This window comes from Nonomuraea sp. NPDC050790 (genome assembly GCF_044456745.1).
In the GTDB taxonomy this organism is placed as follows: Bacteria; Actinomycetota; Actinomycetes; order Streptosporangiales; family Streptosporangiaceae; genus Nonomuraea.
In genome coordinates, this window is the sequence record NZ_JBITGF010000004.1 from 1,036,639 (window position 1) to 1,060,770 (window position 24,132).

Here is a 24,132-nt window from a genome sequence, read left to right on the forward strand (position 1 = left end):
CATTGGCCCACGAACCGTACGTCGCCGGGCCGGTGTGCTTCCTGCGCGCCACCACGCTGCCGGTCAGCGAGGCCGTCCGCACCCACCTCGACGTCGAGGTCACCGACCCCGGCTCCGCCGGCCCGCTTCTCGCCCGGTTGCGCGAGTGGTGGGCGATCCCGGCGGTGCCGGAGGCGATCCTGCTGGCCAGCGCCTCGCTGTACCGGTCGATGGACCGGCTCTCGCAAGGCGAGCAGCCGGGTCACAAGGAACTGGTGCGCCTGTTCCGGTCCATGGCCAACTATCTGCTGCGCATGAGCGGCCGTCCGACGCCGTTCGGCACCATGGCCGGTGTCGCGATGGCCCGCGTGGCCGGGCCGGGCGCGCCCGCAACCGCCCGGTTCGGGGCGGACCATCTGCGCTGCGCCCGGCCCGACTGGGGGTGGCTCATCACCCTGCTGGCCGACTGGGAAGGTGAGCCCGATGTGCTCGAATGCCTGACGGTGGTGCGTGGCAACCTCGGCTTCCGGCGCGGGGACCGCTGGGTCAACCCCTATCCCCAGGAGCTCCATCCCGTGCCGGACTCGCATCCGGCCGAGACGTCGGTACGGCTGACGCCCGCCCTGGCCTACGTCCTGAACCGCACCCGGACACCGATCCCCGCCACCGACCTGATCCAGGGCCTGCTCGCCGAGCTACCCTCTGCCACGGCCGATGGCGCCAGGGCGTTCGTCGTCACGTTGCTGCGGCAGGAGTTCCTGGTCAGCGACCTGTTCCCGCCCTTCCATGAGCCGGCGATCCTCGACCACGTGCTGGCCGTGCTCGACCGCCACCCAGGGGCGAAACGCCGGCGCGAACGGCTGGCCGAGCTGGCCGAGTCGCTGGTGAGCTACCCCTCGGCGCCTGCCGGGGATCGGGTGCCGCTGCTTCGGGGCGTCGAACGGCGGATGGCGGACTTGGTCGTGGTGGATCACGCGTACCTGCAGGCAGAGCTGAGACTCGACGCCGACGTCGTCATCTCGCGTGAGGTCGCGCGGGAGGCGGGACGGGCGGCCGACGCGGCCCACCGGGCGAACCCGGTGCCGCGCATGGCGGCGCACCTGCGTGGCTACTACGACGATTTCGTGGCGAGGTACGGCATGTCCACGGTCGTGCCGCTCACCATCGCGCTGGACGCAGAGCGGGGGATCGGGGCACCCGCCACCTACGAACGGCCGGTCAGCACGCGGCGGCAGGAAGGGGAACTGCGGCCGCAGGCGGTGATCGACGCCGATGAGGCCCGTTCGCGCCATCTCCGGGCCCGTCTGCAGGAAGCGTGGATGTCGGGCGCCGAGGAGCTGCGCCTCACCGATGACGATCTGCGGGCCATGCGGCCCGGGGACGCCCCTTCCGCCGGGCTGCCGTACGAGTTCGGGTTCCACCTGCTCGCGCGATCCACGGCGGCCCTGGACGAGGGTGACTTCGAGCTCGTCTGGGCGCCGTACCTGGGGGCGACGCAGCTGCTGACCGGGTTCGGGCGGTTCTTCCACCTGCTGGATCGTGCGGCCGTGGCGGAGACGCTCGGGAACATGGAGACCGCGGCGCACCTCTCGTTCCATGTTCCGTCGATCCGCGCCACGAACGTCGCCCGGCACGCGGCTGTCTTCGACCGGACCATTCACGTCGGCACCTTCCACGATCCCACCGAGCCCGGGGTGGTCGACCTGGCCGGCCTCGGCGTCTGCGCCGATCATGAGAGATTGCGCCTGGTCTCGATGGAGACCGGGGACGAGGTGGTTCCGCGGGCGTACACGATGCTGAACCCGCACGCCACGAACAACGTCGTGCGGTTTCTGCGGGAGTTCGCGCCCGATCGCGAGCGGACCGTATGGAACTGGAGCTGGGGACCGTTCGAGGAGTTTCCGTACCTGCCGCGCGTTACCCACGGCCGCACCACCCTGGCCAAGGCGCAGTGGACGCCGCCCGCCGGCCTGGCGAAGGCGCCGGAGCGTGATCGGGTGATCGGCGAGTGGCGGGAGCGGATGCGGGTGCCGAGCGCGGTTCAGCTGGCGATGGGGGACCAGCGCATCGCACTGGACCTCGACGTGGCCTCGCACCGCGACCTCCTCGCGTGGCACTGCCGCCGCCCCGGCGCCCTGATCTACGAGAATCGGGAGAGCCTCGCCGAGAATCTGGGCTGGTGCGGCGGCCGGGCCCATGAGATCTATCTGCCGCTGCGCCCCACGGCACCCGCCCCGTCGACCGGCCGTCCCCTGGTCACGGTGCGGCACCAGCCGGACGTGCACCGGCCCGGCGGGCACTGGTACTACGCGAAGATCTACGTCTCGGCGGATCTGCACGACGCGGTGCTGCGCGGACCGGTGCGCCACCTGATCGACGAACTGCCCGATGAAGTCGACCGCTGGTTCTTCATCCGGTACGGCGACGCCGCCCCCCACCTGCGCCTCCGGATCCACTGCCCCGATCTCGACGGGGCGGCCGAGGTCCGCAGGCTGGCTGAGCGGCGCCTCCGGGCGATGTGCGAGCACGGACAGGCCGCGCACTTCCTCGTCGACACGTACGCGCCGGAGTTCACCCGCTACGGCGGCCCCGGTCTGATGCCCGCCGCCGAGCGCCTGTTCTGCGCCGACAGCCGCGCGGTACTCGACCTGCTGTCCGCACCCGAACGGGAACTGGGCGGCCTGACGAGGTCCGAGATCGGAGTTCTCACCATCTTGACGATCGCCGAGCTGATCGCCCCCGGCGAGGCGGCGCCATGGCTGGTCGCGCACTTGCCGCAGGGCGCCGAGACGAAACGGCGGCGTGAGGTCAGGAGCCGCATCGAGGCCGTCCTGCACGCGCCGCCGCCGGAGCCGGCGAGGATTCTCGGCGAGTTCCGGGCGGCCGGGCTCGACTACGGTGAGCGCGTCCGCCGGCTCGGCGATCCCCGGGTGGCGGCCGACATCGGGCTGACGCTCGCGCACATGCACTTCAACCGCCTGGTGAACATGACGCGCAGCCGCAACGACGAGGACGAAGGGCTGGTCCTGGCGCGTCATCTCGCCAAGCACGCCCTGGGCGTCGGCCAGAAGCTGCGGATGTCCGATGTCGCGGGCTGAGGCGGCGCAGGCGACGGCGGTACGGCTGGCGGAACGGCTCGCCGACCCTCGGGAGGTCGCCGCGGTGGCGCGCCGGTCCCAGGGCGACGGCTTCGTGACGTGGACCGGGTTCTCGCTGGCCGGTGGTCACGCCGGTGTGGCGTTGGCGCTGGCGGGGTTCGGTGACGCGTACCTGCCCGCGGCACGTGCGCACTTGAGCGCGGCCGCGGGCGAGTATCGGTTGCACGGCGCGTACGGATCGGGGCTGTACGAGGGGCTGGCCGGGCTGGGCTACGCGGCGGCGGCCATCGCCAGGCAGCCCGGTGACTGCGCTCGGGTCCTCGCGACCTGCACCGCGGACGCGGTCTCGATGGCTCGTGAACGCGCGGCCGTCCTCGAAAGGCAGGGTGACGAGCGCACCTTCCTGCACTACGACGTGATCGAGGGATTGTCCGGCCTGGCGCGCTTCCTCCTGGCCCGCGACGGCGCGGACGGGCCGGAGACCGTAGCGGCCGTGACCGGTCTTTCCAGGTTTCTGTGCCCGCCGGTCCCGCGCGCGGACGGCCTGCCGCCCTGGCTGGTGGGAGGAAACCCGGCGCTCCTCGACAGCGGGCATGATCCCGGCGAGAGCCGGCTCCTCGATCTCGGGGTGGCGCACGGGGTGGCGGGGGCGATGTCGATGCTCGCGGTCGCCAAGCTGGAGGGAGTCCGGGTTCCCCGGCTCGACGAGGCGATCGGCACGGCCGCCACGTGGCTGGCTGGCTGGCGGGGGCGAGCGGCGACGGACGGCTGGCCGACCGCCGTGTGGCCGTCGGAGGAGGCGGCCGGGCGCTCCGCGATGCTCGACCGCATGGCCTGGTGCTACGGCACCCCCGGAGTCGCGGCCGCCCTCTGCATGGCGGGGCGCGCACTGGGCCGCGATGAGCTCGGCGCGCTGGGACGGCAGGCGCTCGTGCGGGCCTGCGACTCGCTGGCCGCCAAGGCAGTGACGGACATGGGCATCTGCCACGGCTGGGCGGGGATCGCCGCCATTTTGATGTCGCTGCGCGACGGCGGGCCCAGTCCAGAGATCGAGGCGTGCCTCGACGGCGTGATCGACCGGATCGTCGCGCATCAGGACGACGAGCTGCCGTTCCTGTACCGCTACCCGCACGCTCCGGCGAGCCCGGACATGGACGACGCGACCTTCCTCACGGGCGCGGCCGGCACCGCCGCGATCCTGTACGCCTACAGCCAGGGCGGGATGTCCTCGACGCCCTGGCGCGACGTGCTGATGCTGGGCTGATGGACGGCCGCGACGTGCTGTGGGAACTCGCGCGACGCCTCCACTGCGACCGGACGCTGCGGTCGGCCTTGGACTCCTACGCCGCGACGTCGAGGTTCGCCGCGTCCGTGCGGTGGACGCCCGCCGGCTGGGGTTTCGGCGGCGCGGGGCTCGCGATGCTGTGCGCGCAGGCGCACCGCGCGGGCGGCGGTGACGTCTGGGCGCACCGCGCCCACGAGTATCTGCGGTACGGCGTGGCGGGGCTGGCCGCCGAGCGGGGCCTGGGCTTGTTCGACGGCGCCACCGGGTTCGGTTTCGTCGCCGCCACCTTGGCGGAGGAGGGTTCGTACACCACGCTGGCGGCTCAGCTCGCGCGGCGACTCGTGCCCGCCATCGGCGCAGCGGCGGCCGCCGGGGCGGGGCCGTTCGATCTGCTGTCGGGGCTGGCGGGGCACGGGGTCTACCTGAACTCCGGCGCGGGGGACGAGCAGGCCAGGCTCGCGGTGCGGCAGGCGTGCGACCGCTCCCTGCGGCTGTCCGGCGCCCACCCACTCGCCGTCCCGGTCGCCGCCGAGGACGATTTCCCCGCGCGCGTCGCGACCTCGGTGCAGTGTGGCATGGCCCACGGGGTGGCGGGCCTGATCGCGACGCGGGCCCGGCTGGCCTTGGCGGACGGCGAGGCAGGGCCCACGCTGGACACCCTCCGCGCTGCGACGTCCTGGCTGATGGCGCAGCGGACGGACACCTTGCTGTGGCCGAGGGCCGTGCTGTTCGACCGCGATCACCGAGTGTGCGGCCAGGTGTCGGCCTCGTCGTTGAGCTGGTGGTGCACGGGCAGCGCGGGCATCGCGCGGTCGCTGTGGCTGGCGGGCACGGCCACCGGAACGGCGCAGCCGTGTGAGCTGGCCATGGACGTCATGGAGCGGCTGGCGGCGGACCGGTCTTCCTGGCCGTCCAACCCCGGACTGTGCCACGGAGTGGCCGGACTGCTCGTGATCGCGCGGGAGTTCGCGCGGGACACGGGCCGGGCGGAGGTCCTCCGGCTCGCGGACGCGCTGACGGACCTGCTGGTCGAGCGGTTCGACGAGGCCGCTCTGCTGGGCTTCAGGAACGTGGAGTCGTCGGGTGTGGCCGTCGACGACCCCGGCGTGATGTACGGCACGACAGGTGTGGCGCTCGGGCTCGCGTTCTCATCGGGCCGGTCGGGCTGGGTTCGAGCGATGGGACTGTGACACGTGACTTCGATCAAGATTTCGGCGCTCGAACTGGCCGTTGCCTGGAAGGGGCGCGACGCGGGGCAGGCGCTGCGCGCGGTCGTCGAGGACGCGAGGCGGCTCGACCGCTTGGGGGCGCATCGGTTGTGGGTGGCCGAGCACCACAACAGCGCCGCGAGCTCGTCGTCGTCCCCGGCGGTCCTGGTGAGCCGCATCGCGGCCGCGACCGCACGGATCAGGGTGGGCTCTGGCGGGGTCATGCTGAACAACCATGCGCCGCTGGCCGTGGCCGAGCAGTTCGCGACGCTTGAGGCGCTGTTCCCCGGCCGCATCGACCTGGGGATGGGACGCGCGTCCGGCACGGATCCAGACACGGCCCGGATGCTCCGGCAGGGCCGGCCCCTGGACCGCGACGAGTTCGAGAGCCGGCTGGTCGAGGTCCGATCACTCCTTCGGGGCTCGGCGAGGGTCACTCCGCGGCTGGACCACGCTCCGGCCATGTACGTGCTGGGCGGGAGCCCGGCGACGGCCGAACTGGCCGGACGGCTCGGGCTGGGCTTGGCGCTCGCCCACCACCTCGGCGGCGCGCCGCTCGAACCGGCGATCGCCAGGTATCGCGAGTGCTTCGAGCCGGGCCACGGCGGCGAACCGCACGTGATCGCGTCGGTGACTCTGGTACTCGCCGACACCGTGCAGGAGGGGGCGCGTCTCTACGACGCCGTGCTCCGCATGACCGTCGACGCCTCTCGCGGCGGTACGGCGGGCCTGCGCCGGCCGGTTCCGGGGATGTGCGACGACCTGACGGACGAGGAGCGTCGCGCCGGTGCGGAACACGCGGCGGCTCAGCTCGTCGGCGGGCCGGACGAGGCGCGGGAGGGTTTGCGCCGCCTGGCCGCTGCGGGCGTCGACGAGGTGATGGGGCTCGCACCGATCGTCGACGACCAGGCCAGGATCAACAGCTTCGCGGTCGCGCTTGCTGCGGCCGGGTAGGGACCGCCGCCCCGATAGGACGCGGGCTCAGACGAGAGCGGACCAGGCGCACCCGGGACATCGCGCCTGCCGACGATCCCGTCCGGCATGATGATCAGTCGTGCTCCTCCGTCTGGCCTGTCTGACCATCACGAACGCCTTCGCCGCGCGACGGCTGCCACCGATGAGCGATCGTGACAAGGACGCAGGGATTCTCGTTCCACGCCACCAGGTCATGGTCTCGGAACGGCAGCCCGGCGCCGATGTTCAGGTGACGCGCCGCTGGCCTGCGATTTCATCGAGACCGTCACCCTTGATGGGCGGCGTCGGCACATCCTGGCCGTCATCGGACGCGCGATCAGACACGCCCGCGCACTCGGCCGAGTCGCGACCGGGATCCTGGCGATCATGGCGCTGCGAGCGCGATCACCGCGGTGCGGGAGGTGCACCGCGCCGAGCCAATCCGCCTGAGCGTGCTGCGGCGGGCGATCGAGCAGGTCGGCGGGCCCTGCTGTCCTGAACGCCGCGTGGCCGGAGTCCGCACCCTGGAAACGAGATCGGCACGGTCTCGCCCGGGGCGGTCGCCGACCGCCGCCGAGTGTCGGGCAAAGCGTGCCGAAGGTCCAGGTCGCGGGGTGTGGGGCTGCCGGCCGGCGAAGAATCTCAGCGCGGTGTTCTGCGCCGCCTCCACCGGGACCTGGCTGCCGGACTTGCCCCCTCCGGAGGACCCGGCCCCGCCGCACGACTGGTACGCCAAGGCGTACAGGCCATGGAGGCTATTGTTTTCCGCCCGAAATGGGGCTCTTGACGAGAAGGTGAGCACGGCGCACGATGCGTCGAGCGCATTTCTTATTCCCCCGTGGCGACAAAGGAGTCGACGTGACCGACGGCGTACAGGAACGTTCCACCCGGACAATCACGCAGGCGATCACCACGTTCAAGACCTTCGACTGGGACCAGTGGTCCTTCCCCTCGCTCCGCATAGCCACAGGTAAGACGCGTACGGACGGCGGCAGCGGCGAGCAGTCCTTCCTGGAGGGGCTCCAGTACAAGATCAAGGACAAGTGGTACAACGGCCACATCAGCCTCAGCCCGATGGGCGACTCGGACGAGAGTTTCTATTTCAGTAGCGCCCATCTCACCATTACGGGCGGCACCCATAACGGAAACTACTTCTTCACCGTGAACGAGACCGAGGTCAAGCCCTCCGACGCGCCCTCGAAATTCAAGGGAAAGTACTCCTACTCGGGAAACGACCTGCCCGACGCCGAGCTCAGGGCTGACATCGTCAAGCTGCTGGAGCTCCTCGCCCTGTTCGGCGACGACTGAGCAGACAGCGGGAAAGACAGCTGAGATACAGCGTACGCCGATGGGTATGGCAGGTCAGCGCATGTGGGGATGGCGGTGGTCGACCGGCGGCGTGGCGATCGCCGTACCCCTGCCCGAAGAGTGCGGGCGGTGGAACTCCGCGAAACCTCGACAACAGCGGCCACTTCGCCGTCCCCTCATCCTGTCCACCGGCACGGACCCACACCGATCACCGAACTCGTCGCACCGATCCCGGACAACAGTTGGAGCCAAGACCTAGGCGGGTCTTCTCCGTTGCAGATGAGCTGGGTGGCGCAGGACGTGCAGGCCGCAGGGGTCGTCGTCGGTGCCACAGGCATCGCCACGGCCAGTGTGGATGTCGGCGGCGCGGTCGGTCAGGCGGCTACCGCGGTGGCTGAGGAAACCCCGCGGTGCCGCTAGCGCCTTCCAGCGCGCTTCTGAACCCGGTCGGTGAGGTCTGTCGCAGCGGCGTCGCATTCGGGCCACGGGTGCCCGTGCACGCTCTTCAGTCCCCTCCACGTGCTGGTTCTGAGCCTGCTGTACCTCAGCTTTAGGGGCCGAACAGGACCCGGCGGCGCGAAAGGTCGAAGCTTGCCCGCCCGTGCACGGCGGGCGTCCCTACGATCACTGTCCCCCTGGCCAGGACGGTCTCGGCGCGACCGTGGTGCCGGCCGGCGCGAGGCCGCTCCGGGCTGGGCGTACGTCGCGGGCGCGAGCGCGCTGACCAGCGGGTGGCATCCGCCAGTGGCGCGCTCGCCGATCCGTTGGTCAGGGATTGCCGGGGTGGATTCTCGGCGCGACGTTTTGTCGGTTGCGGTTGTTGCCTGCCGTACCGAAAGGTGCCTTCGCTTGGGCGATGGTGCTGCCGGTGGCCTCGACGTGATCGTTGAAGACGACCCAGTGCACTGGCGTGTAGGGGGACGACGTGAGCGAGCCGGAGTAGCGGAAGCTCGCCTTGCCGGCCGGGAGCATTCCGGCGAGGTTGACCGAGCCGACGCTCCAGCTCGCGCCCAGCGTGGTCGGCACGCCGTTCAGGGGGTGGTCGTGCGCGTCGGTGGCCGGAACGCTCACGCCGTCGATGAGGACGCCGAGGACCACGGTGTCGCCGGTGGCGTCTTTGTGGACGAAGTGGGCTTCTGCCGGGGCTGCGGCCTGGCCTTGGAACTTGTGCTCGGCGTCGAAGTGGTAGTGGACCTCGGTGAGATCGTATTTCGTGGTGCCGTACATGATGTGGGGGTCGCTGAAGTTGTCGGGGATGAAGGAGACGTCGTCGTGGTTGTCGACGACACCGTTGAGGTTCTTGTCGCGGAACTGCATCTGCCCGTCGGCGAAGCCGTAGCTGATGGTGATCGCCGGGGTGGCGGCGCCGCAGTTCTGGGAGCGGTCGATCTCCACGGGGCTCTGGACGTGGCCCGGCGCTCCGGTACAAGCCTGCCGGGCCTGCGCGGGTGCTGCGATGAGGGCTGCCGTCGTGACGACAGCGATCGGTAACCTGGCTAAGCGCGACAACATGTAACACCCTTTCGTTCGCGGAACATCCCGGACTCGGTGGTGGCACGCGTGCTCTGGCGCCCATCACTGGCGAGGCTGCCGATGGGGCTTTTTCACGATAAATCGCGATTCTCGATCATCGAGTCTTGCGTTCTCCGGCGAAACCGGATACTCAGGCTTCAACTGGCCGACCTCGCACGCCAGCATGGTGGTCCAGCTCCTTCTGACGGGGTTCGGCACCGCTGCGGTACCCGCGCCCTCGTGGCCGACATCGCCGATCGCTCTCGTAAGCTCGCCGAGGGCCGCCTTGAGCGCGCCATGCCCGTACCGGCTCTTGCCCGCCTATCGTCTCTTACCGTGAGGCGCAAGCCGTCCCGGTTCATCGTCACCGCGATGGACACGGTACGCGCCTGGCTGTGCCGTTCGATGGAGAGAGGTTCCACAATGCAGGCCAGGGCTGCGTCGGCCACTGGACCTGACACGGATTCTGCAGGCAAGGCCCAGGTCTCCACCGCGATTCCTGTGCGCTGAGACAAGTCGGTCCCTTCCGGGGGATGTCCACCTCGACAAAGATCACTGTGAAGCGGTCATGCACGGCATCCAGAGACCAAGCTGACGTGACCCGTTCCGTTTCGGGGGCATCGACGGCCTTGGATCTGCCGACAGACGCGCTGCTGCTTCTCCCTGGTCTGCAGGCTGTCTATTCGTGATATCGGGCCCTATGCCCGATCCGGAAGCCTTCTGCAGGAATGGCAAAGGATGTCCGCACGCTGTGACAAGTCACGGCGACTGCTGGGGGTGTCGCCGGGCAGTGCGACCCGCGATGGGGGGCTTGGCACGTGAAGCCTCGTACGAGCGCTGCGGGGAAAGCGCGCAGGCTGCGTCAAGGAGACGGTGACGGCACCGAGCGGCGGTAGGCGCTGGGGCTGGTGCCGAAGGTTTGGCGGAAGGCTCGGGAGACCCGCGAAAAGGGCGTACAGGGTACGGAGAGAGACGTTGTGGGAGGCCGCGAATAGCTTCAACCGGCAGCCCAGCGTCGCGTCGAGCCGATCCATGGGAAGGCTGATCATCGTGCGGGGATGTGCACGATGATCAGCTCGGTCGCTTCCTGGTCGCCTTAGGGATCTGAGATGACATTGACTGCCAGTACGCGCGAGCGACCAAACATGATCAACATCGGGGTTCAGGGGGCTGAAGTCCGAGAAACCCCATGTCAAACGAGGTATGGGAGAATAGGGCGGGTGGGACTTAACCCACGACCCACGGAATATCAGTTTGCTTGATCGATGTCAGCCGGTGTCCACGCGCGGCTGCGGCGGATCGGCGCCCCTCAGGTTGTCGTGAACAGGCGGTCCAGGTGGTAGTGCGCGCTCGCCAGCGCCTGTCCGGGCTCGCGTACGCCGTGCAGGATGTCGGCGGCCAGCCCTTCCAGCAGGGCGAGCAGCACGATCGACTCCTGCTCGGCGTCGAGGTGGGCAGGGGCCTGGCCGTCCAGCTGGGCGCGTGTGATCAGCTCGGCCACCCGGGCGTGGAGCCAGGAGCTGTTCTCGCGCAGGACCTCGACCAGCTCTGGAGAGCCGGGCGCCCGTGCGGCCAGTGCCTGGCCGGCCCGGCGCTCGGACGTGCGCCGGGCGTCCAGGGGCAGTATCTCGGCGGCCAGCGAGCGCAGGAACGCCTGGACCGGACCGTCTTCCGCCTCGAAGTCCGTCCCAGCCACGATCCGCGCGGTGACCTGTTCGCCCAGGTAACCGACCACGAAGCGGAGCATGTTGTCCTTGGTGTGGAAGTAGTGCTGCACCGATCCGAGCGAGACGCGGGCCTCGTGCGCCACATCGCGCAGGGTGGCCCGGTCCAGCCCGTCGCGGCCCGCGATGCTCAGCACCGCCTCGGCGATGTGGCGCCGCCGCTCGTCGTGGTCAACCCATTTCGGCATGGTGCTCCGTTCTCATACCGGCGTATTATAATACAGCGGTATGGCGACCATCGCGTTCTTCGCTCCCTCTGCCGCGGGGCATGTCAACCCCATGCTCGGCCTCGCCGCGGAGCTCGTCCGGCGAGGCCATCGCCTCACCTTCGCCACCACGGCCGCGTTCGCCGGGCGCGTGGCCGAGACCGGCGCCGAGGTGGTGCCGGTCACCTCGCTGTGGGAGTCGCTCGACGGCGCGCGGGCGCCGCAGATGCACGGCAAGGAGTTCGTCCGGGCCATGCGCATGCTGTTCGCCGAGACCAAGGCGATGTTGACGCAAGTGCAGCAGGGCGAACGTCCCGATCTGGTGGTTCACGACGGGCCGCTCGGCTGGTGGGGGCGGATTATGGCCAGGCGCTGGCAGGTTCCCTCCGCGGAGGTCTGGCCCAACCTGGTCGGCAACAAGCACTGGTCGATGGCCGAGAAGTACACGACGTTCAACCCCCGGAGCCTGCGCTTCCTGTTCGCCGTCGTGCCGATAGCCGGCTTTCTGCGCCGGGAGGGGTTCGCCGACATGCGGAGCTTCATGGAGGGCGGTGAGGCGGGCGTGCGGCTGGTCATGCTGCCGCGTGCCTTCCAGTACGCGGGCTCCACCTTCGGTGACGGCTACGCCTTCGTGGGCCCGGCGCTGACCGAACGGGCCTACCAGGGCGGGTGGCACCCGTCCGGCGACCTGCCCGTGGTGCTGGTCTCCCTCGGCACCGCCTACAACGACCGGCCCGATTTCTACCGCATGGTGCTGGACTCGGCCAGAGACCGCCCCTGGCAGGTGGTGCTGTCCGTGGGCCAGACGGACCCGGCCACGCTCGGCCCGATCCCGCCCAACGTCGACGTGCGCGAGCACGTGCCGCAACTGGCGGTACTGGAGCACGCGCGCGCGTTCGTCACCCACGCGGGCATGGGCAGCACGATGGAGAGCCTGCACAGCCGGGTGCCCATGGTGGCGGTGCCGCAGATGGCCGAACAGCGGGCCAACGCCGACCGCATCGCCGAACTCGGACTGGGCACGGCGCTCCCACCCTCCCAGGTCGACGCCACCACACTGTGGACGGCGGTGGAACAGGTCGCGGACGACGAACGGGTCCGCGAACGCCTCGACTGGATGCACGGCGAACTGACCACCGCCGGCGGCGCGACGGCGGCCGCCGACGAGGTGGAAAAGCTCCTCACCGGCCGGTGACCATCTGTGAGTCCCGCACCTTCGTTATCACCGTCATCGATTTCCGGATCTGTGGGTGCCGAATATCTCAAGCAACCTGGGCGTATTCATGTTGAAAGCCGCCGAGCCAGTCTCGTCGGGAGATACGGATGCCCTCGGTCGTGAACACCTCATCGAACAGAGCGGTGAACTTGCTGTCCCGGTCTCTGATCACGAATCGGAAGTCACCGATCCGATCGCCCAGGTCGAGTGTCAGGTTGCGGGCTTGCTGGGCGACCCGGCCAGCGGTCGGGTTCGCCGTGACCCCAGCACGTCGACTCGCCGGGTGGCGTGCTCGACCGCGGCGAAGCAGTACAGCCGGACAAGCCCATGTCGGGCCGCCGCGCTATACCCGAGGCTTGGTGTGCACTGCGGTGGTCATCACTGAGACTCCGCCAGCTTCAAGGCGGACTTCCCCGCGGTCTGGGCGATGTCCCTGGCCTCGCCGGGGGAGTATCGCTGGCTCTCCACGATGACGTTGAGCCTCATGTTGACGTCCCGGGCGTACAGATTGGCAATGCCCCGCTGCCAGAACGCCTCCTCACCGACACCCACGGCAGTGCGCTCGTACGACCCGTGGGCGGAGGCGTAACCGCTCTCGAAGCGCTCGTCTGCCAGCTCCGCTCCGGTCTTGCCGCCTTGGGAGAGGTGATGATCCCAGGAGACGACGATCCTGTCTCCGTTCTGGTTGCTCCAGAAGCACTGGTTGGACTGCTTCGGCGTTTCACCGACAGCCTCCAGGTTGCCGCTCGGTTTTCCGTAGCCCGCCGGCACTTCCACCTTGCCCGTGGCCTCCTTGCACGTCGGCACCCGCTGCGTGTACTTGTCGGGAACCTTCGACAAGGGCGTCGTCCCGGGGGCTGGGACGGTGGCGCTGTTGCCCGGCTCCTGGGCGTCCGGTTTCCCCGGGAGCGGGTTCGACGGGTCGCCGCCGCTGCCGTCCAGGAATAGGAAGGTCAAGACCGCCGCCGTGGCCGCCACCGCGGCCCCCGCCAGCCACCAGGTGTGCTTGCGACGAGGCGCGGTGGCAGGCGGCGCGGGCGGGAACGGCGGCGGGGGCACGACAGGCGGAGCCGGGATCCTGACGGGTGCGGCGAGCGTGGGGGCACTGGACGCGATGGGTCCACCGACCAACTGATTGATCTCAGCCTGCTGTTCAGCCGCGAGCCGATGCACCGCCTCGGGCCAAGGCCGGGGCGCGGGCGCCACCGTGCCGATCGCGGTGAGGAGTTCCAGTGGCGACGGGCGCTGCGCCGGGTCCTTGGCCAGGCACCACTCGATGAACGACCGCAGTGCCTGCGGCACCGCGTCCAGGTTCGGTGCTCGGTGCGCGATGTTGTAGAGCACGCCCGGCACCGACGTACCCGCGAAAGGCGGCCTGCCCGTGCACGCCATCACGAGGGTCGAGCCGAGCGAGAACACGTCGGCGGCGCCGGTTCGCGGGAGGTCCTGTACCTGTTCCGGCGCCATGAACGGCGGCGAGCTCACAACGGCGCCGGTGAGCTTCGTGGGTGCCTCTGCGGCCCGTGCGATACCGAAGTCTATGACGCGTACGCCGTCCTCGGCGAGCAGCACGTTGGACGGCTTGAGGTTGCCGTGGACCAGACCCGCCCGGTGCACATCGACCAGCGCCTGCGCGAGACCCTCCGCGAGCAGTCTGACCGCCTCCTCGGGCAACGGGCCCGCGACGGCCAGGACCTGACTCAGCGAGGGACCGGGCACGAACACCGAGGCCAGCCAGGGCGCTTCGGCCTCAGTATCAGCGTCCAGTACGGCGGCGGTGTAAGCACCCGACACCTTGCGAGAGGCCGCCACCGCGTGCCGGAACCGGACCCGGAACCCGGCGTCCTCGGCCAGTGCGGGGTGCACCTGCTTGACCGCGACGAGACGGCCGTCGGGGGCGACGGCGAGCAGGACGCGCCCTACGGCACCCTGCCCGAGTTCGGCCACCGTCTGGAACGGGCCTATGCGCGGCGGCCCGGCCCCCCGTGTTGCACGCATGACGCCCTGTCCCTTCCCGTAAAGACCTTTCGGCCCCAAAGCGGAGGGTCATCCAGCTCCCCTCCCGGTCCCCGAGTCGATGGGCCGCTCCGCCTCCGCCCGGGAGCCATGGCTCCGGCGCCGGTTTCGAAGTACGGGCCCTCAACGGGCTCTGCCAGGCCGTCACGGCCATCCGATGCAGAAGCCCTTGCCGTCGTCTTCCCGCATGACGGAGGTGCCGTTGGGGCAATCGCCGATGCTGGGCGACGGACCTTCCAAGATCCTGAGCAGTTTGCGGCCCGCGTCAGGTGACGAGCACTCAACGACCTCGTAGTTCCTGGTGGTGAAGCACGTTCCGACCTCGGAGTTGCTCCAGCCCTTCGAGCAGGAAGAGACGGCAGGCAGCAGCAGAACCACAGAGATGAGCAGTGCAAGGCGGGAGGGCAAGCGGACTGTCCTCAAAGCGTTCCCGGGCATTCGTCGAACCTAGCGGGCCCACGGGAAACCCGGCAAGATCACCAGATCCTCAGCCGCACACCTCGGGCTGCTCGACGGGATCGCAGTCCACGCTGCGGCGGACGAACATCTCGTCCAGGTCGATGTCCAGACGCTCCATCGACTTACCCATGACCACGGCCCACGCCTTGTCGATCACCTCGGGATCGATCAGGTCGGCTGCCGTCACGGCCTGCTCCACGGTGGGATAGGTGTGCAGTATCTGGCCGATGTCGGTGAGCTGCAGGATGCGACCGACGCGTCGGTGCGGCGCGGCCAGGTGCAGGCCGGCGCTGTCCAGGAAGTGTCAGCTCGGCCAGGTCCAGCACCAGCGGCAGTTCGGGCCGCGGATGCCCGCCTTGGATGCAGGCGCTCAGCTGGTCGGTGTTGGTGGCGTCCAGTTCGATCAGGGTGCCGCCGGCCAGATGCTCGCTGGTCAGGTGCTCCGTTCACCAAGTCCAGGCAGGGGTAAGGGAGGTGTGTCTAAACCACCACATTCGCCAGGTCAGCTACGGTAGGCAGCCTTGCTGGGGACGCGGACGCCTCCTCCCCTACGACAGAGCACCCTGTTCTCGCCCTGAGAAGTGAGGAACCCACCGCATTCTTGGACCGAGGAGATCTGGTGCTGATGGAGCAGACCGAGGAGATCGCGCGCCTGCTGTGGTTGCGGCAGCAACTCGACGACCTGGCCGGGACACCCGCCGTGAACGGCGCGCAGCGACTTCTCGCGGACGTGGCGCCCGTGCTGGAGCCGGTCTGGAGCATCTCCGGCGGGGTCGATGAGTCAGCCGAGGCCGTGGGCTTCTTGCGGCGGATCAGGGGTCCGGCCGAAACGGGGCACAACCTGGAGGTGCTGCGGGAGGTCACGAAGGCGTTCGGCGCGATCGACCTCCTCGCGCCGACGCGCCGCCAAATCTGGGAGGCACTCGCCCGCCCCGCGCAGGCGCTCATCGCATCGGTGGGTGACGCCCAAGGTCCGCAAGAAACCTCACAGTACGGCGCGCTCCTGGTCGCGCCGCGTCCACGGCTGCCCAGCGAACTCCTGAGCCACTGGAGCTCCGATAGCGAGATCGTCCCCGTACTGCGACAAGTGCTACGGGACTGGTGCGACATCGCGCGTCACGCGTCCGGCGAGCGGCGCGAAGTCGCTCAGCTCACTCTGGCGGCCGCATTGCTCACGCGCGGTGCGGCCCTGGACGGTGACACCGCCACCGTCCGCTGGTTCGTCGATCGCTGGCTTGGCCTCGCGCCGACCGACAGCCGCGTGGACGGAACGATCGCGGCCCTGCTCTCCGATGGCTGGCGACGGGCGTCGATCGGCGCTGAGTTCACCGACGTCCAGGACGTCGTCACCGACCTGCGCGTCCAGGCCACGCTTTTCCGCCGCGAGGCCAAGCGGCAGCACCGGCTGCATCGGCCGGTCTGGGAGACACAGGTACGCGGAGCTCCGGTGGCCATGCTGTTGGACACGCTGCCTGGCCAAGACTCCCTGGCGCTGGTCGAGGCGATAGTCGGCTCAGCCCAGAACGTCGACGACACCGTCGCGAACGCCTTCCTCAACGAGCACCTCTCCGCGGTTCTCGACTCCCTGTCGCCCATAGAGGAGAAGGTCGTCCGCAGCGCCTATCTCGATGAGAGAACGTGGGTCCAGATCGCGAACGACCTCAGGATGACCAGGTATCAGCTGGACAAGCTACGGGCCAAGATCTTCCGGAAGCTCCGGCACCCTTCCCGCGCCGCGGTGCTACGCGACTACCTGGACTGACCGATGCACAGACGACGGGTACGCGCCGTGCTTTCGGGGATCTCCTTGGTCGTCCTGGCCGCCGTCCTGACCACATTCCCCTCGGTCGCGCCGACCGTCGGCGCGCTGGCCGCCGCCGTCGGCGCCTACGCGAGCGCGGTGGCGCTTGCCCAATCACGGGGACATGGAGGCAACAGCCGCAGACGATCGCCTCCAGGCGCTCCTGACGTCCTACTCAGCCGACCAGCGCGACGCCATCCCCCGATTTCCATGCGAAGCCGCCGCCGCCTACCACGCCTACGGAAAACGCGAACTACTCGACAAGAGCCGCGCACCAGACTCCCCGCCTGCCAGCGCATAGATCAGCCAGGGAAGGGAGACTAGGCCGTGTCCGTTCGATCTTGGAGTTGGGCTGAGGCCGATCACCGGGCTGGGGTGAGGTGTTCACGTGGTCCGTCGTCTTGAGCAGACCGATGCCGCATGGGCGCGGATCGATCCGTTCCCTGATGCGGGTGGGTGGAGGGTTCTCAGGACGTCCGACCGCCGCGAGGTGGGAACGATCCGCCTGTGGCCGTAACCGCGCAAGCATCAGGGAGTTCGCCCATGAATCTCGATCATGTACTGGTCAGTCGTGAAGCCGATTTCGTGACGATCACGATGAACCGGCCACAGCGCCGCAATGCCCTGTCACTGTCGCATCTGCGCGACCTGATCACCGCATTCGATGCCGCGGGTGAAAGCGACGCTTCGGGGATCATTCTGGCCGGGGCAGGTCCGGTCTTCAGCGCCGGGCATGATTTCGCCCATGTGGCCGAGGCCGACGAGGCCGCGGTGCGTACCCTGCTAGACGCCTGTCTCCAGCTGATGGAATTGATCGAGTCCGTACCTCAGCCGGTCATCGCCCGGGTCCACGCGCTGGCGACCGCGGCGGGCTGCCAGTTGGTCGCCGCCTGCGACCTGGCGATCGCCGCCGACTCCGCGGGCTTTGCCGCGCCCGGTGGGAAGGGCGGCTGGTTCTGTCACACTCCGATGGTCGCCATCGGCCGTAAGCGTGCGGCTGAGCTGGCCTATACCGGTGACACCATCACCGCCGCCCAGGCTCTGGAGTGGGGACTGCTCAACCGGGTGGTGCCCGCCGACGATCTTGACAGCGCCGTGGCCGACCTGCTCAGCCGTGCCACCCGGGGCAGTCGCGCCTCCAAGGCTCTGGGTAAGCGACCTTGAACCAGCAGTTGTCCCTGCCCCAGGCCGATGCCTACCGGCTGGCCACCGCGGTCATGGCCGCCTCCTCGCAGACGGTCGCCGCCTGCGGAGGCATGTCCGCGTTTCTGGGCAAACGCCGCCCGGAATGGAGCGACTGACACCTGTGGCCAGGACCGTGCGGCGGGGCCGTCAATCGCGTCGCATGATCATGCGGTGGGACGGGTGAAGTCGTCGCGGGGAGGGCTGGAGGCGAGGGCGAGCGTGGAGCAGCGGTGACCGAAGGCGAAGCCGTACACCTCCTCGCCGTGCACGGCGGGGGCGAGGACGAAGCCGGGCCGGGGGCGGTCGGCGAGGGCTGGGGAGGCGACGGAACGGGCGGCGGGGTAGGGCTCGCGCCAGGGCGGCCGGGTGAAGATGGAGCCACCGACGTCCGCGAGCGCGGGGAAGGCGGCGACGTCCGGGGCGGAGACGAGGAGGATGCGGGCCTGTACGGCGCCTGCCCGCTGTTCTTGACCACACTGGTGGGCAGGCGCCGAGCTCAACGGAGGTCAGGCGCCTTTGGCCGCGGCGAAGCGGGCGTTGACGTCGTCCCAGTTGATCAGGCTCCACAGCTTTTCGACGTAGTCGGGGCGGACGTTGCGGTACTGCAGGTAGTACGCGTGCTCCCAGGCGTCGAAGCCCAGGAGCGGCGTGGTGTTCATGCCGACGTTGCCGTGGTGGTCGCAGACCTGCTCGACGACCAGACGGCGGGCCAGGTGCTCCCAGGCGAGGATGCCCCAGCCGGAGCCCTGGACGGTGGCGGTGGTGAGCTGTTCTTGGAAGGCCTCGAAGGAGCCGAAGTGCTCGGTGATGGAGTCGCCGAGGTCGCCGTCGGGGGAGAGGCTTTGCCAGAAGATCGAGTGCAGCACGTGGCCGGAGAGGTTGAACGTGTAGGTCTTCTCCAGTCCGGCCAGCCCTGCGCCTGCCGATAATTCCATCCGTCCAAGTCACGGCCATGCACTGCCTCTCTTTGCGGGCAGGCTCCGGCCCTTATAGAGCCAGTGCGGCAGGATGACCGGTCGTGCTCTTTCGCCTGGCCCATCTCGCCGTCACGAACACCTTTGCGTCGCTGCGGTTGCTCCCGATGGGAAATCGGGACAAGGACATCCGGCGAGGTCGTCTCGGCGAAGAAGACGATGTGGCGCGCACTGTGGGTGAGGTGTGACAGCATGAAGTCAGGGTGTGATCAAAAGCAAAACGCTTCGTGTCGTAAAGAATCTCACTGAGCTGCTGATATCTGTCACTCAGTCCGGAGTTCTCCACGTGTAACAACGTGTCCCGGATGAGCGGAAAGATTTGCATTCTCGCTGAAGTCGCGGATGCTTCGGGCTATTCTATTGAATATATTGAGATTTATCTTATTGGGTGGCCGACGTTGCCTCTTGTCATCATGGGTGACTTTTTGCGGGTCGTTGCCGAGGTCGACGACACGAATGCTCCTCGTGCCCTATTTGTTCCGGAAGTCGAGGTGACCGTCTTCGAGGATGTCGTCCACTTGGGGTCCTACGGCGACAAAATCCGGGTACGCCTTTTCGGAGTCGTCGACATCCACGTAGAGGTCCTCGAGACCGTCGATCAGCCACGGGTACGGCAGCGGGCCCCTTCGCGTTGGCGATCTCGGGGTTACCGTCGATCTTCCTGCGCACCACCGGCACACCGAAGATGTTGAACGTCACGACTATGCTCCCTTGGCTGCCGCACGCGGTGGGTCGAGACTCCGGCCCACGTTACGGCGGAAGAACCATGGATGCCCCGAACCTGTGATCGTGGATCAGCCGTTCCACGTCCACGACGGTCTGGGAGATCCGCTGGAGCTGCTCCCTGCCGAGGACCGCCCGCCCGGGTCGGTTCTTCAGCCGGTATTCGGGACGGTCGCGGTACACCACGCCGAGCCGCGTGCCTGGTGGCGCCGAAAAGGGAGGAAGCACGAAGCTTCGCCTCCAGTTGGAAACGTCGTGGCTCCACCGTCTCGTACGGGGCGACGGCGCGGCTGCGGCACGGTGGACATCAGCGCCTTGCATGCTCGGGTGAAGGCGTCGGGCGCCTTGGCGTGCCACTCCTCGACAGTGTAGGTCCCCGGTTTGAACGACAGCCTGTCGACCGTGCCCGGAACCTGCCCGGCGATGCCCAGATCGGCGGCCGCCTCGGCGAGTTGCACCCGGTGCGCGGTGGCGAGGCAGTAGACCGCCTGGACATCCGCCTCCGCGGGCTTGGCCGCCGCCTCGGGGCTCCGAATAGCGCCAAGCTCAGGGAGAAGGAGTATTTCCTGCGCCGGATCCGCATAAACCCCCTGTCCGGTTTACCTGAAAGGTGGCCGTATTGCGGCCGTCGGCAGGCATGCCGCAACGCAGCGGTACGGGTTCGTGATAACTGGGCTGCGGACTCGCCATATGGGAAGCCCGAAATATCCATATTCAGGCAATCCTGATAGCTGCCGCACGGTTACGGTCCCGCCTTCGGGGCTTGCATAAACACGCGACAAGAGTGGATGCATGGTCGATAAATGGGTGAGCTGTCAATGCAAACGAATCATGGCTGCCCACTTCTGCCGTCCATGACGGTAGTATCATTCTGCCCGGCTCATCTGTGATCATTTGCGAATCCCGCCCGAAGGCATGGTGATGCCCGTGTGCCCATTCAGAGGCCGGCGCGGCAAGACTCGCGGTATCCCTTCGCGGAAGCTTGTGACAGGCCAGCATGGGCGTCTTCCGGCCGGGAGGCGTTAATGGCACAGGATGTTGTAGTGCCGGAAGCGGCGAAACTGGAGCAAATCGGCGAGATTGACACGGGGCAGGTACGAAAGCTGCCTCGCGGGCTGAACTTCGGGCTGGGCGTCTGGGCGTGCCTGATCGGGTTACTGGTGCTGTGGCAGGTCTTTTTCCCCCTCAGCCAGGGCAATCAGTACTACCTGGTGATTTTTCTAGGGCTCAGCCTGCCGCTGGTGTTCCTCTACTATCGCCCTGCCCGCCATCGGCGGACGACACCGGAGGGCCTACCGGCGGCCGACACACCCACGGTTCGCGACTGGGTCCTGGCGGTGCTGTTGCTGCTGGTCGGCCTCTACCCCGTGCTCCCGTTGCCGATCGGGGCCGGTGGCTTCGACGCGTTCCTCGATCGCCAGGGCATCCTGTCGGCCCCCGACGTCGTGGCCGGTGCCGCCCTGTTGCTGCTGGTCCTGGGGGCTGCCTTTCGCACAAGCGGGCTGATGCTGCCGCTGGTCTGCGTGTTGTTCGTCGGCTACTCCTACTACGGCGGCTATCTGCCGGCGGACTGGGACATCGCCCACGCGGGCGTCGACTTCGACCAGATCATCAATGGCCTCTACAACAACGCCAGCGGTTTCTACGGCACGCCGCTCGATGTCGCGGCCACCTACATCCTGCTGTTCACGATCTACGGTGCGGTGCTGGACGCCTCGGGCGCCAGCACTTTCTTCGTGAACATCAGTCTCTCGACGTTCCGTCGCTCGCGCACCGCTCCCGGCCGCACCGCCATCATGTCGGGGTTCCTGCTCGGCAGCGTATCCGGCTCCGGGGCCGCGACCACACTCAGCGTCGGCACGGTCACCTGGCCGATCCTGCGCCGTGCGGGATACACGAAGGAGAACGCCGGCGGTCTGCTCGCGGCCTCAGGCATCGGGGCGACGCTGTCGCCACCCACGCTGGGCGCGGCGGCGTTCATCATCGCCGAATACCTGAACACCTCCTACTTCGATGTTCTGGTGTGGGCGATCGTGCCGACACTGCTCTATTACCTCGGGATCCTGCTCGCCGTGGAGGCCGACGCCAGGAAGTTCGGCGCCAGGTCCGTGGCGGTGAGCGCGGAGAATCCATGGCGGCTGCTGAGGCGCGGCGGCTATCACTTCGCCTCGTTGGGGATCATCGTGGCCTTCCTTGCCATGGACCTCCCGCCCTTCCTGGCCGTGGTCAATGCGACGGCAGCGGCCGCCGTGTTCGGCCTGGTGGCGAAGCTGGTCGAACGCGGCCAGACACCGCTGGGGGCAGCCATCGAGTGGTTGAGATCCCTGCTGCGGGCGCTGGCGGCCGGCATCCACGGTGCGCTGCCCGCAGTCGCGGTGTGCGCGGCCGCCGGGGTGATCGCCTCGACGGTGACCAAGACGGGGCTCGGGCATGTGCTGTCCTCCTCCCTGGTGGAGGCGGCTCGCACCCTGGCCGACGATCCGACCGCGGTGCTCGTGCTCACCGTGGTGTTCTCGGTGGTGGCACTCGGCGTGCTCGGCCTGGCGGTGCCGGTCGTCGCGTCCTTCGTCATCGCCTGGGTCACACTCGCACCGGCGCTGACCGACCTCGGGGTGAGCCCCATCCAAACCGCGATGTTCCTGTTTTACTACGCCGTGCTGTCCGACGTGACGCCGCCGACCGCGCTCGCCTCGGCGGTCGCCTCGGCCGTCACGGGCGGTGCGGTGAATCAGACGATGTGGCAGACCTGGAAGTACGCCCTGCCGGCCTTCCTGGTGCCGATGGCGTTCGTGCTGACCGACACCGGATCCGCGCTGCTCTGGCAGCGGCCGCCGCTCGAAGTGCTGTGGGCGACCGCGGTGTCCGCCTTGGGGGTGGTGGCGCTCGCCGTCGTCACCAGCGGCTGGATGGTAGGGCCCGCGCAATGGCTGGAGCGGGCGCTGTGCGTGCCCGCCGCGGCTTTGCTGCTCTACCTGCAGCCCGCGTCGATTGCCGTCGGCGCGGCCTTCTTCTTGGCAGCGGTGGTCATCCACCTGGCCACCCGCCCTCGGCGGCATATGTCGGACCCTCCGGCATCAGACGCCCCGGAGCCCGGGGTGCCGGAGCCAGCAGAGTCCGAACCGGCAGAGCCTGAACCGGTGGAGCTGGTGCCTGTAAAGCCCGAACCGGTGGAGCCGGAGCCTGTAAAGCCCAAATCCATAAAGCCGGAGACCGCGTAAATCTTCGAGGTTTCGAAAGCGAGGGAGACGAACTAATGAATCGACGATATTTCCGGCTAGCGGCGGCCGCCCTAGGCCTCGGGCTGTTAGCGACCGGTTGCGGAGGCAAGACCACCGACGCCCCCGTGTCCACATCCAGTGCGAACGCGGCCTCGTGCGAGGCGTCGGAAGGCCGACTGGTCCTGGCCACCGGAGACCTGGGCACGCCGTTCTTCGTGCTCGGCGGCGGGCTCGCCCAGCTCATCAGCGGCAACACCAAGCTCAAGGCCACCGGGGCGGAGACCGGAGGCTCGCTGCAGAATATCCAGCTCCTCGCCTCGGGCAGCCACGACGTCGCTTTCGCGCAGGCTGACATTGCCGCCGACGCGGTGGCCGGTAAGGGATCCTTCGAGGGCAAGCCGCAGCCGATCCGCGCGCTGGCCAGGCTGTACCCGCAGTATCTCCAGGTCGTGGTACGCAGCGACGTCGGCATCATGAGCGTCGAAGATCTACGCGGCAAGCGGGTCTCTACCGGGGCACCGAAGTCCGGCACGGAGGTGATCGCTCACCGCCTGCTGCAAGCCGTCGGCTTCGACCTCGAGAATGACCTGCACATCCAGCGGCTGGACCTGACCAAGGCCGTGGACGGTTTCAAGAGCGGCACGGTCGACGCGATCTTCCTGTCCACCGGAGTGCCGACCGCGCCGATCACCGACCTCGTGACGTCCATGAAGACCAAGGTGCAGTTCCTCGACGTCACTTCGCAGTTGGATGGCATGCGGCAGATCAATCCCGCGTATGAACAGGCCGTCATTCCGGCCACGGCCTACGAACAGTCCGCCGATCTGCCGTCCATCGTGACCCCCACTGTCCTCCTCGTACGGGAGAACTTCCCTGCCAATAACGCCTGCGCTATCACGAAGGTGATGTTCGACAACAAGGCCGCGCTGGAGAAGGTTCACCCGGCGGCCACGGAGATCGCCGTGGAGAAGGCCGCATTGGTCGATCCGGTAGTCCTGCACCCAGGAGCGAAACGCGCACTGGACGCTCTGAAGTGACGAACGGCTACCGCCGCCCCGCGTCAGGCTTCTGCGAATATCCAAGAGCACGCCCGAACACAGGAGCCCAAACCACCCATTGGCCGATCAGGGTATCCCGGCCACACCCGGTATGCCGCGTCTGAAGTTCGTCGGCTAGTGCCGTGACCGGAAACGATCGCCGGGTTGGATGACTGGCTTCAGGCTGCGTTCGTGCGTGTGCGTCCGCCCCAGCGGAGGCCTTTCTCGC

Annotated in this window: 19 protein-coding genes; 12 read left to right on the plus strand and 7 right to left on the minus strand. The window is 68.5% G+C overall.

The window, feature by feature from the left end:
- Nucleotides 1–2 precede the first annotated feature (2 nt).
- From ACIBEJ_RS25200 to ACIBEJ_RS25220, 5 genes are all read left to right on the plus strand, one after another.
- Complete coding sequence (locus ACIBEJ_RS25200; protein WP_397185249.1) at nt 3–3,077, plus strand: lantibiotic dehydratase; 3,075 nt, start codon at nt 3–5, stop codon at nt 3,075–3,077.
- On the plus strand, nt 3,064–4,341 hold the full coding sequence (locus tag ACIBEJ_RS25205; protein WP_397185250.1) for a lanthionine synthetase C family protein: 1,278 nt from the start codon (nt 3,064–3,066) through the stop codon (nt 4,339–4,341). Before ACIBEJ_RS25200 ends, ACIBEJ_RS25205 begins: the two co-directional genes overlap by 14 nt.
- Nucleotides 4,341–5,552 (plus strand): lanthionine synthetase LanC family protein, encoded by a 1,212-nt coding sequence (locus ACIBEJ_RS25210; protein WP_397185251.1) that lies wholly within the window; start codon nt 4,341–4,343, stop codon nt 5,550–5,552. The genes ACIBEJ_RS25205 and ACIBEJ_RS25210 overlap by 1 nt, the downstream gene beginning before the upstream one ends.
- 3 nt (nt 5,553–5,555) lie before the next feature.
- Complete coding sequence (locus ACIBEJ_RS25215; protein ID WP_397185252.1) at nt 5,556–6,524, plus strand: MsnO8 family LLM class oxidoreductase; 969 nt, start codon at nt 5,556–5,558, stop codon at nt 6,522–6,524.
- Nucleotides 6,525–7,382: 858 nt separating this feature from the next.
- Nucleotides 7,383–7,832 (plus strand): hypothetical protein, encoded by a 450-nt coding sequence (locus ACIBEJ_RS25220; protein ID WP_397185253.1) that lies wholly within the window; start codon nt 7,383–7,385, stop codon nt 7,830–7,832.
- Nucleotides 7,833–8,600: 768 nt separating this feature from the next.
- On the opposite strand, the gene ACIBEJ_RS25225 is transcribed toward ACIBEJ_RS25220, so the two are convergent.
- Both ACIBEJ_RS25225 and ACIBEJ_RS25230 read right to left on the minus strand, forming a co-directional pair.
- Entirely contained in the window at nt 8,601–9,344 is a 744-nt protein-coding gene (locus tag ACIBEJ_RS25225; protein WP_397185254.1) for a carbonic anhydrase family protein, read from the minus strand.
- A 1,309-nt stretch (nt 9,345–10,653) separates the two neighbouring features.
- Nucleotides 10,654–11,256, minus strand: a complete 603-nt coding sequence (locus tag ACIBEJ_RS25230) for a TetR/AcrR family transcriptional regulator (protein ID WP_397185255.1) — start codon at nt 11,254–11,256, stop codon at nt 10,654–10,656.
- A gap of 40 nt (nt 11,257–11,296) precedes the next feature.
- Here ACIBEJ_RS25230 and ACIBEJ_RS25235 point away from each other — a divergent pair, with 40 nt between their 5' ends.
- A complete protein-coding gene (locus ACIBEJ_RS25235) occupies nt 11,297–12,469 on the plus strand; it encodes a macrolide family glycosyltransferase (protein WP_397185256.1) in 1,173 nt (390 codons plus the stop codon).
- A gap of 399 nt (nt 12,470–12,868) precedes the next feature.
- Here the strand turns inward: ACIBEJ_RS25235 and ACIBEJ_RS25240 are convergent, their stop codons facing one another.
- Together ACIBEJ_RS25240 and ACIBEJ_RS25245 are read right to left on the minus strand one after the other, a co-directional pair.
- Nucleotides 12,869–14,437 (minus strand): serine/threonine-protein kinase, encoded by a 1,569-nt coding sequence (locus ACIBEJ_RS25240; RefSeq protein WP_397185257.1) that lies wholly within the window; start codon nt 14,435–14,437, stop codon nt 12,869–12,871.
- Nucleotides 14,438–14,993: 556 nt separating this feature from the next.
- Nucleotides 14,994–15,152: a hypothetical protein gene (locus ACIBEJ_RS25245; protein ID WP_397185258.1), complete on the minus strand. Its 159-nt coding sequence runs from the start codon at nt 15,150–15,152 to the stop codon at nt 14,994–14,996.
- 432 nt (nt 15,153–15,584) lie between these two features.
- Between ACIBEJ_RS25245 and ACIBEJ_RS25250 the strand changes: the two genes are divergently transcribed.
- The 3 genes from ACIBEJ_RS25250 to ACIBEJ_RS25260 all read left to right on the plus strand — a co-directional run bounded on the left by ACIBEJ_RS25250 (nt 15,585) and on the right by ACIBEJ_RS25260 (nt 18,067).
- The gene (locus tag ACIBEJ_RS25250; protein ID WP_397185259.1) at nt 15,585–16,727 is read left to right on the plus strand and encodes a hypothetical protein; all 1,143 of its coding nucleotides are present in this window, start codon (nt 15,585–15,587) and stop codon (nt 16,725–16,727) included.
- Between the two features lie 582 nt (nt 16,728–17,309).
- A complete protein-coding gene (locus tag ACIBEJ_RS25255) occupies nt 17,310–17,930 on the plus strand; it encodes an enoyl-CoA hydratase-related protein (RefSeq protein ID WP_397185260.1) in 621 nt (206 codons plus the stop codon).
- Entirely contained in the window at nt 17,927–18,067 is a 141-nt protein-coding gene (locus ACIBEJ_RS25260; protein ID WP_397185261.1) for a hypothetical protein, read from the plus strand. Before ACIBEJ_RS25255 ends, ACIBEJ_RS25260 begins: the two co-directional genes overlap by 4 nt.
- A 48-nt stretch (nt 18,068–18,115) precedes the next feature.
- On the opposite strand, the gene ACIBEJ_RS25265 is transcribed toward ACIBEJ_RS25260, so the two are convergent.
- A complete protein-coding gene (locus ACIBEJ_RS25265) occupies nt 18,116–18,451 on the minus strand; it encodes a hypothetical protein (protein WP_397185262.1) in 336 nt (111 codons plus the stop codon).
- Nucleotides 18,452–18,457: 6 nt separating this feature from the next.
- Nucleotides 18,458–18,886, minus strand: coding sequence for a superoxide dismutase (locus ACIBEJ_RS25270; RefSeq protein WP_397185263.1), 429 nt, complete (start codon nt 18,884–18,886; stop codon nt 18,458–18,460).
- Between the two features lie 83 nt (nt 18,887–18,969).
- Between ACIBEJ_RS25270 and ACIBEJ_RS25275 the strand changes: the two genes are divergently transcribed.
- On the plus strand, nt 18,970–19,113 hold the full coding sequence (locus tag ACIBEJ_RS25275; RefSeq protein WP_397185264.1) for a hypothetical protein: 144 nt from the start codon (nt 18,970–18,972) through the stop codon (nt 19,111–19,113).
- A 562-nt stretch (nt 19,114–19,675) separates the two neighbouring features.
- Here ACIBEJ_RS25275 and ACIBEJ_RS25280 read toward each other — a convergent pair.
- Nucleotides 19,676–19,876: a hypothetical protein gene (locus ACIBEJ_RS25280; RefSeq protein WP_397185265.1), complete on the minus strand. Its 201-nt coding sequence runs from the start codon at nt 19,874–19,876 to the stop codon at nt 19,676–19,678.
- 797 nt (nt 19,877–20,673) lie between these two features.
- Here ACIBEJ_RS25280 and ACIBEJ_RS25285 point away from each other — a divergent pair.
- Nucleotides 20,674–22,866, plus strand: coding sequence for a TRAP transporter fused permease subunit (locus tag ACIBEJ_RS25285; RefSeq protein ID WP_397185266.1), 2,193 nt, complete (start codon nt 20,674–20,676; stop codon nt 22,864–22,866).
- A 35-nt stretch (nt 22,867–22,901) separates the two neighbouring features.
- Nucleotides 22,902–23,903: a TAXI family TRAP transporter solute-binding subunit gene (locus tag ACIBEJ_RS25290; protein ID WP_397185267.1), complete on the plus strand. Its 1,002-nt coding sequence runs from the start codon at nt 22,902–22,904 to the stop codon at nt 23,901–23,903.
- Nucleotides 23,904–24,132: the final 229 nt, after the last annotated feature.

What these genes read in the sequence shown, in the direction of transcription:
- ACIBEJ_RS25210 (WP_397185251.1), top strand. Translation starts at nt 4,341, where the DNA reads ATGGACGGCCGCGACGTGCTGTGGGAACTCGCGCGACGCCTCCACTGC.
- ACIBEJ_RS25270 (WP_397185263.1), bottom strand. Translation starts at nt 18,886, where the DNA reads ATGGAATTATCGGCAGGCGCAGGGCTGGCCGGACTGGAGAAGACCTAC.
- ACIBEJ_RS25235 (WP_397185256.1), top strand. Translation starts at nt 11,297, where the DNA reads ATGGCGACCATCGCGTTCTTCGCTCCCTCTGCCGCGGGGCATGTCAAC.
- ACIBEJ_RS25285 (WP_397185266.1), top strand. Translation starts at nt 20,674, where the DNA reads ATGGCACAGGATGTTGTAGTGCCGGAAGCGGCGAAACTGGAGCAAATC.
- ACIBEJ_RS25290 (WP_397185267.1), top strand. Translation starts at nt 22,902, where the DNA reads ATGAATCGACGATATTTCCGGCTAGCGGCGGCCGCCCTAGGCCTCGGG.
- ACIBEJ_RS25205 (WP_397185250.1), top strand. Translation starts at nt 3,064, where the DNA reads ATGTCGCGGGCTGAGGCGGCGCAGGCGACGGCGGTACGGCTGGCGGAA.
- ACIBEJ_RS25230 (WP_397185255.1), bottom strand. Translation starts at nt 11,256, where the DNA reads ATGCCGAAATGGGTTGACCACGACGAGCGGCGGCGCCACATCGCCGAG.
- ACIBEJ_RS25225 (WP_397185254.1), bottom strand. Translation starts at nt 9,344, where the DNA reads ATGTTGTCGCGCTTAGCCAGGTTACCGATCGCTGTCGTCACGACGGCA.
- ACIBEJ_RS25255 (WP_397185260.1), top strand. Translation starts at nt 17,310, where the DNA reads ATGAATCTCGATCATGTACTGGTCAGTCGTGAAGCCGATTTCGTGACG.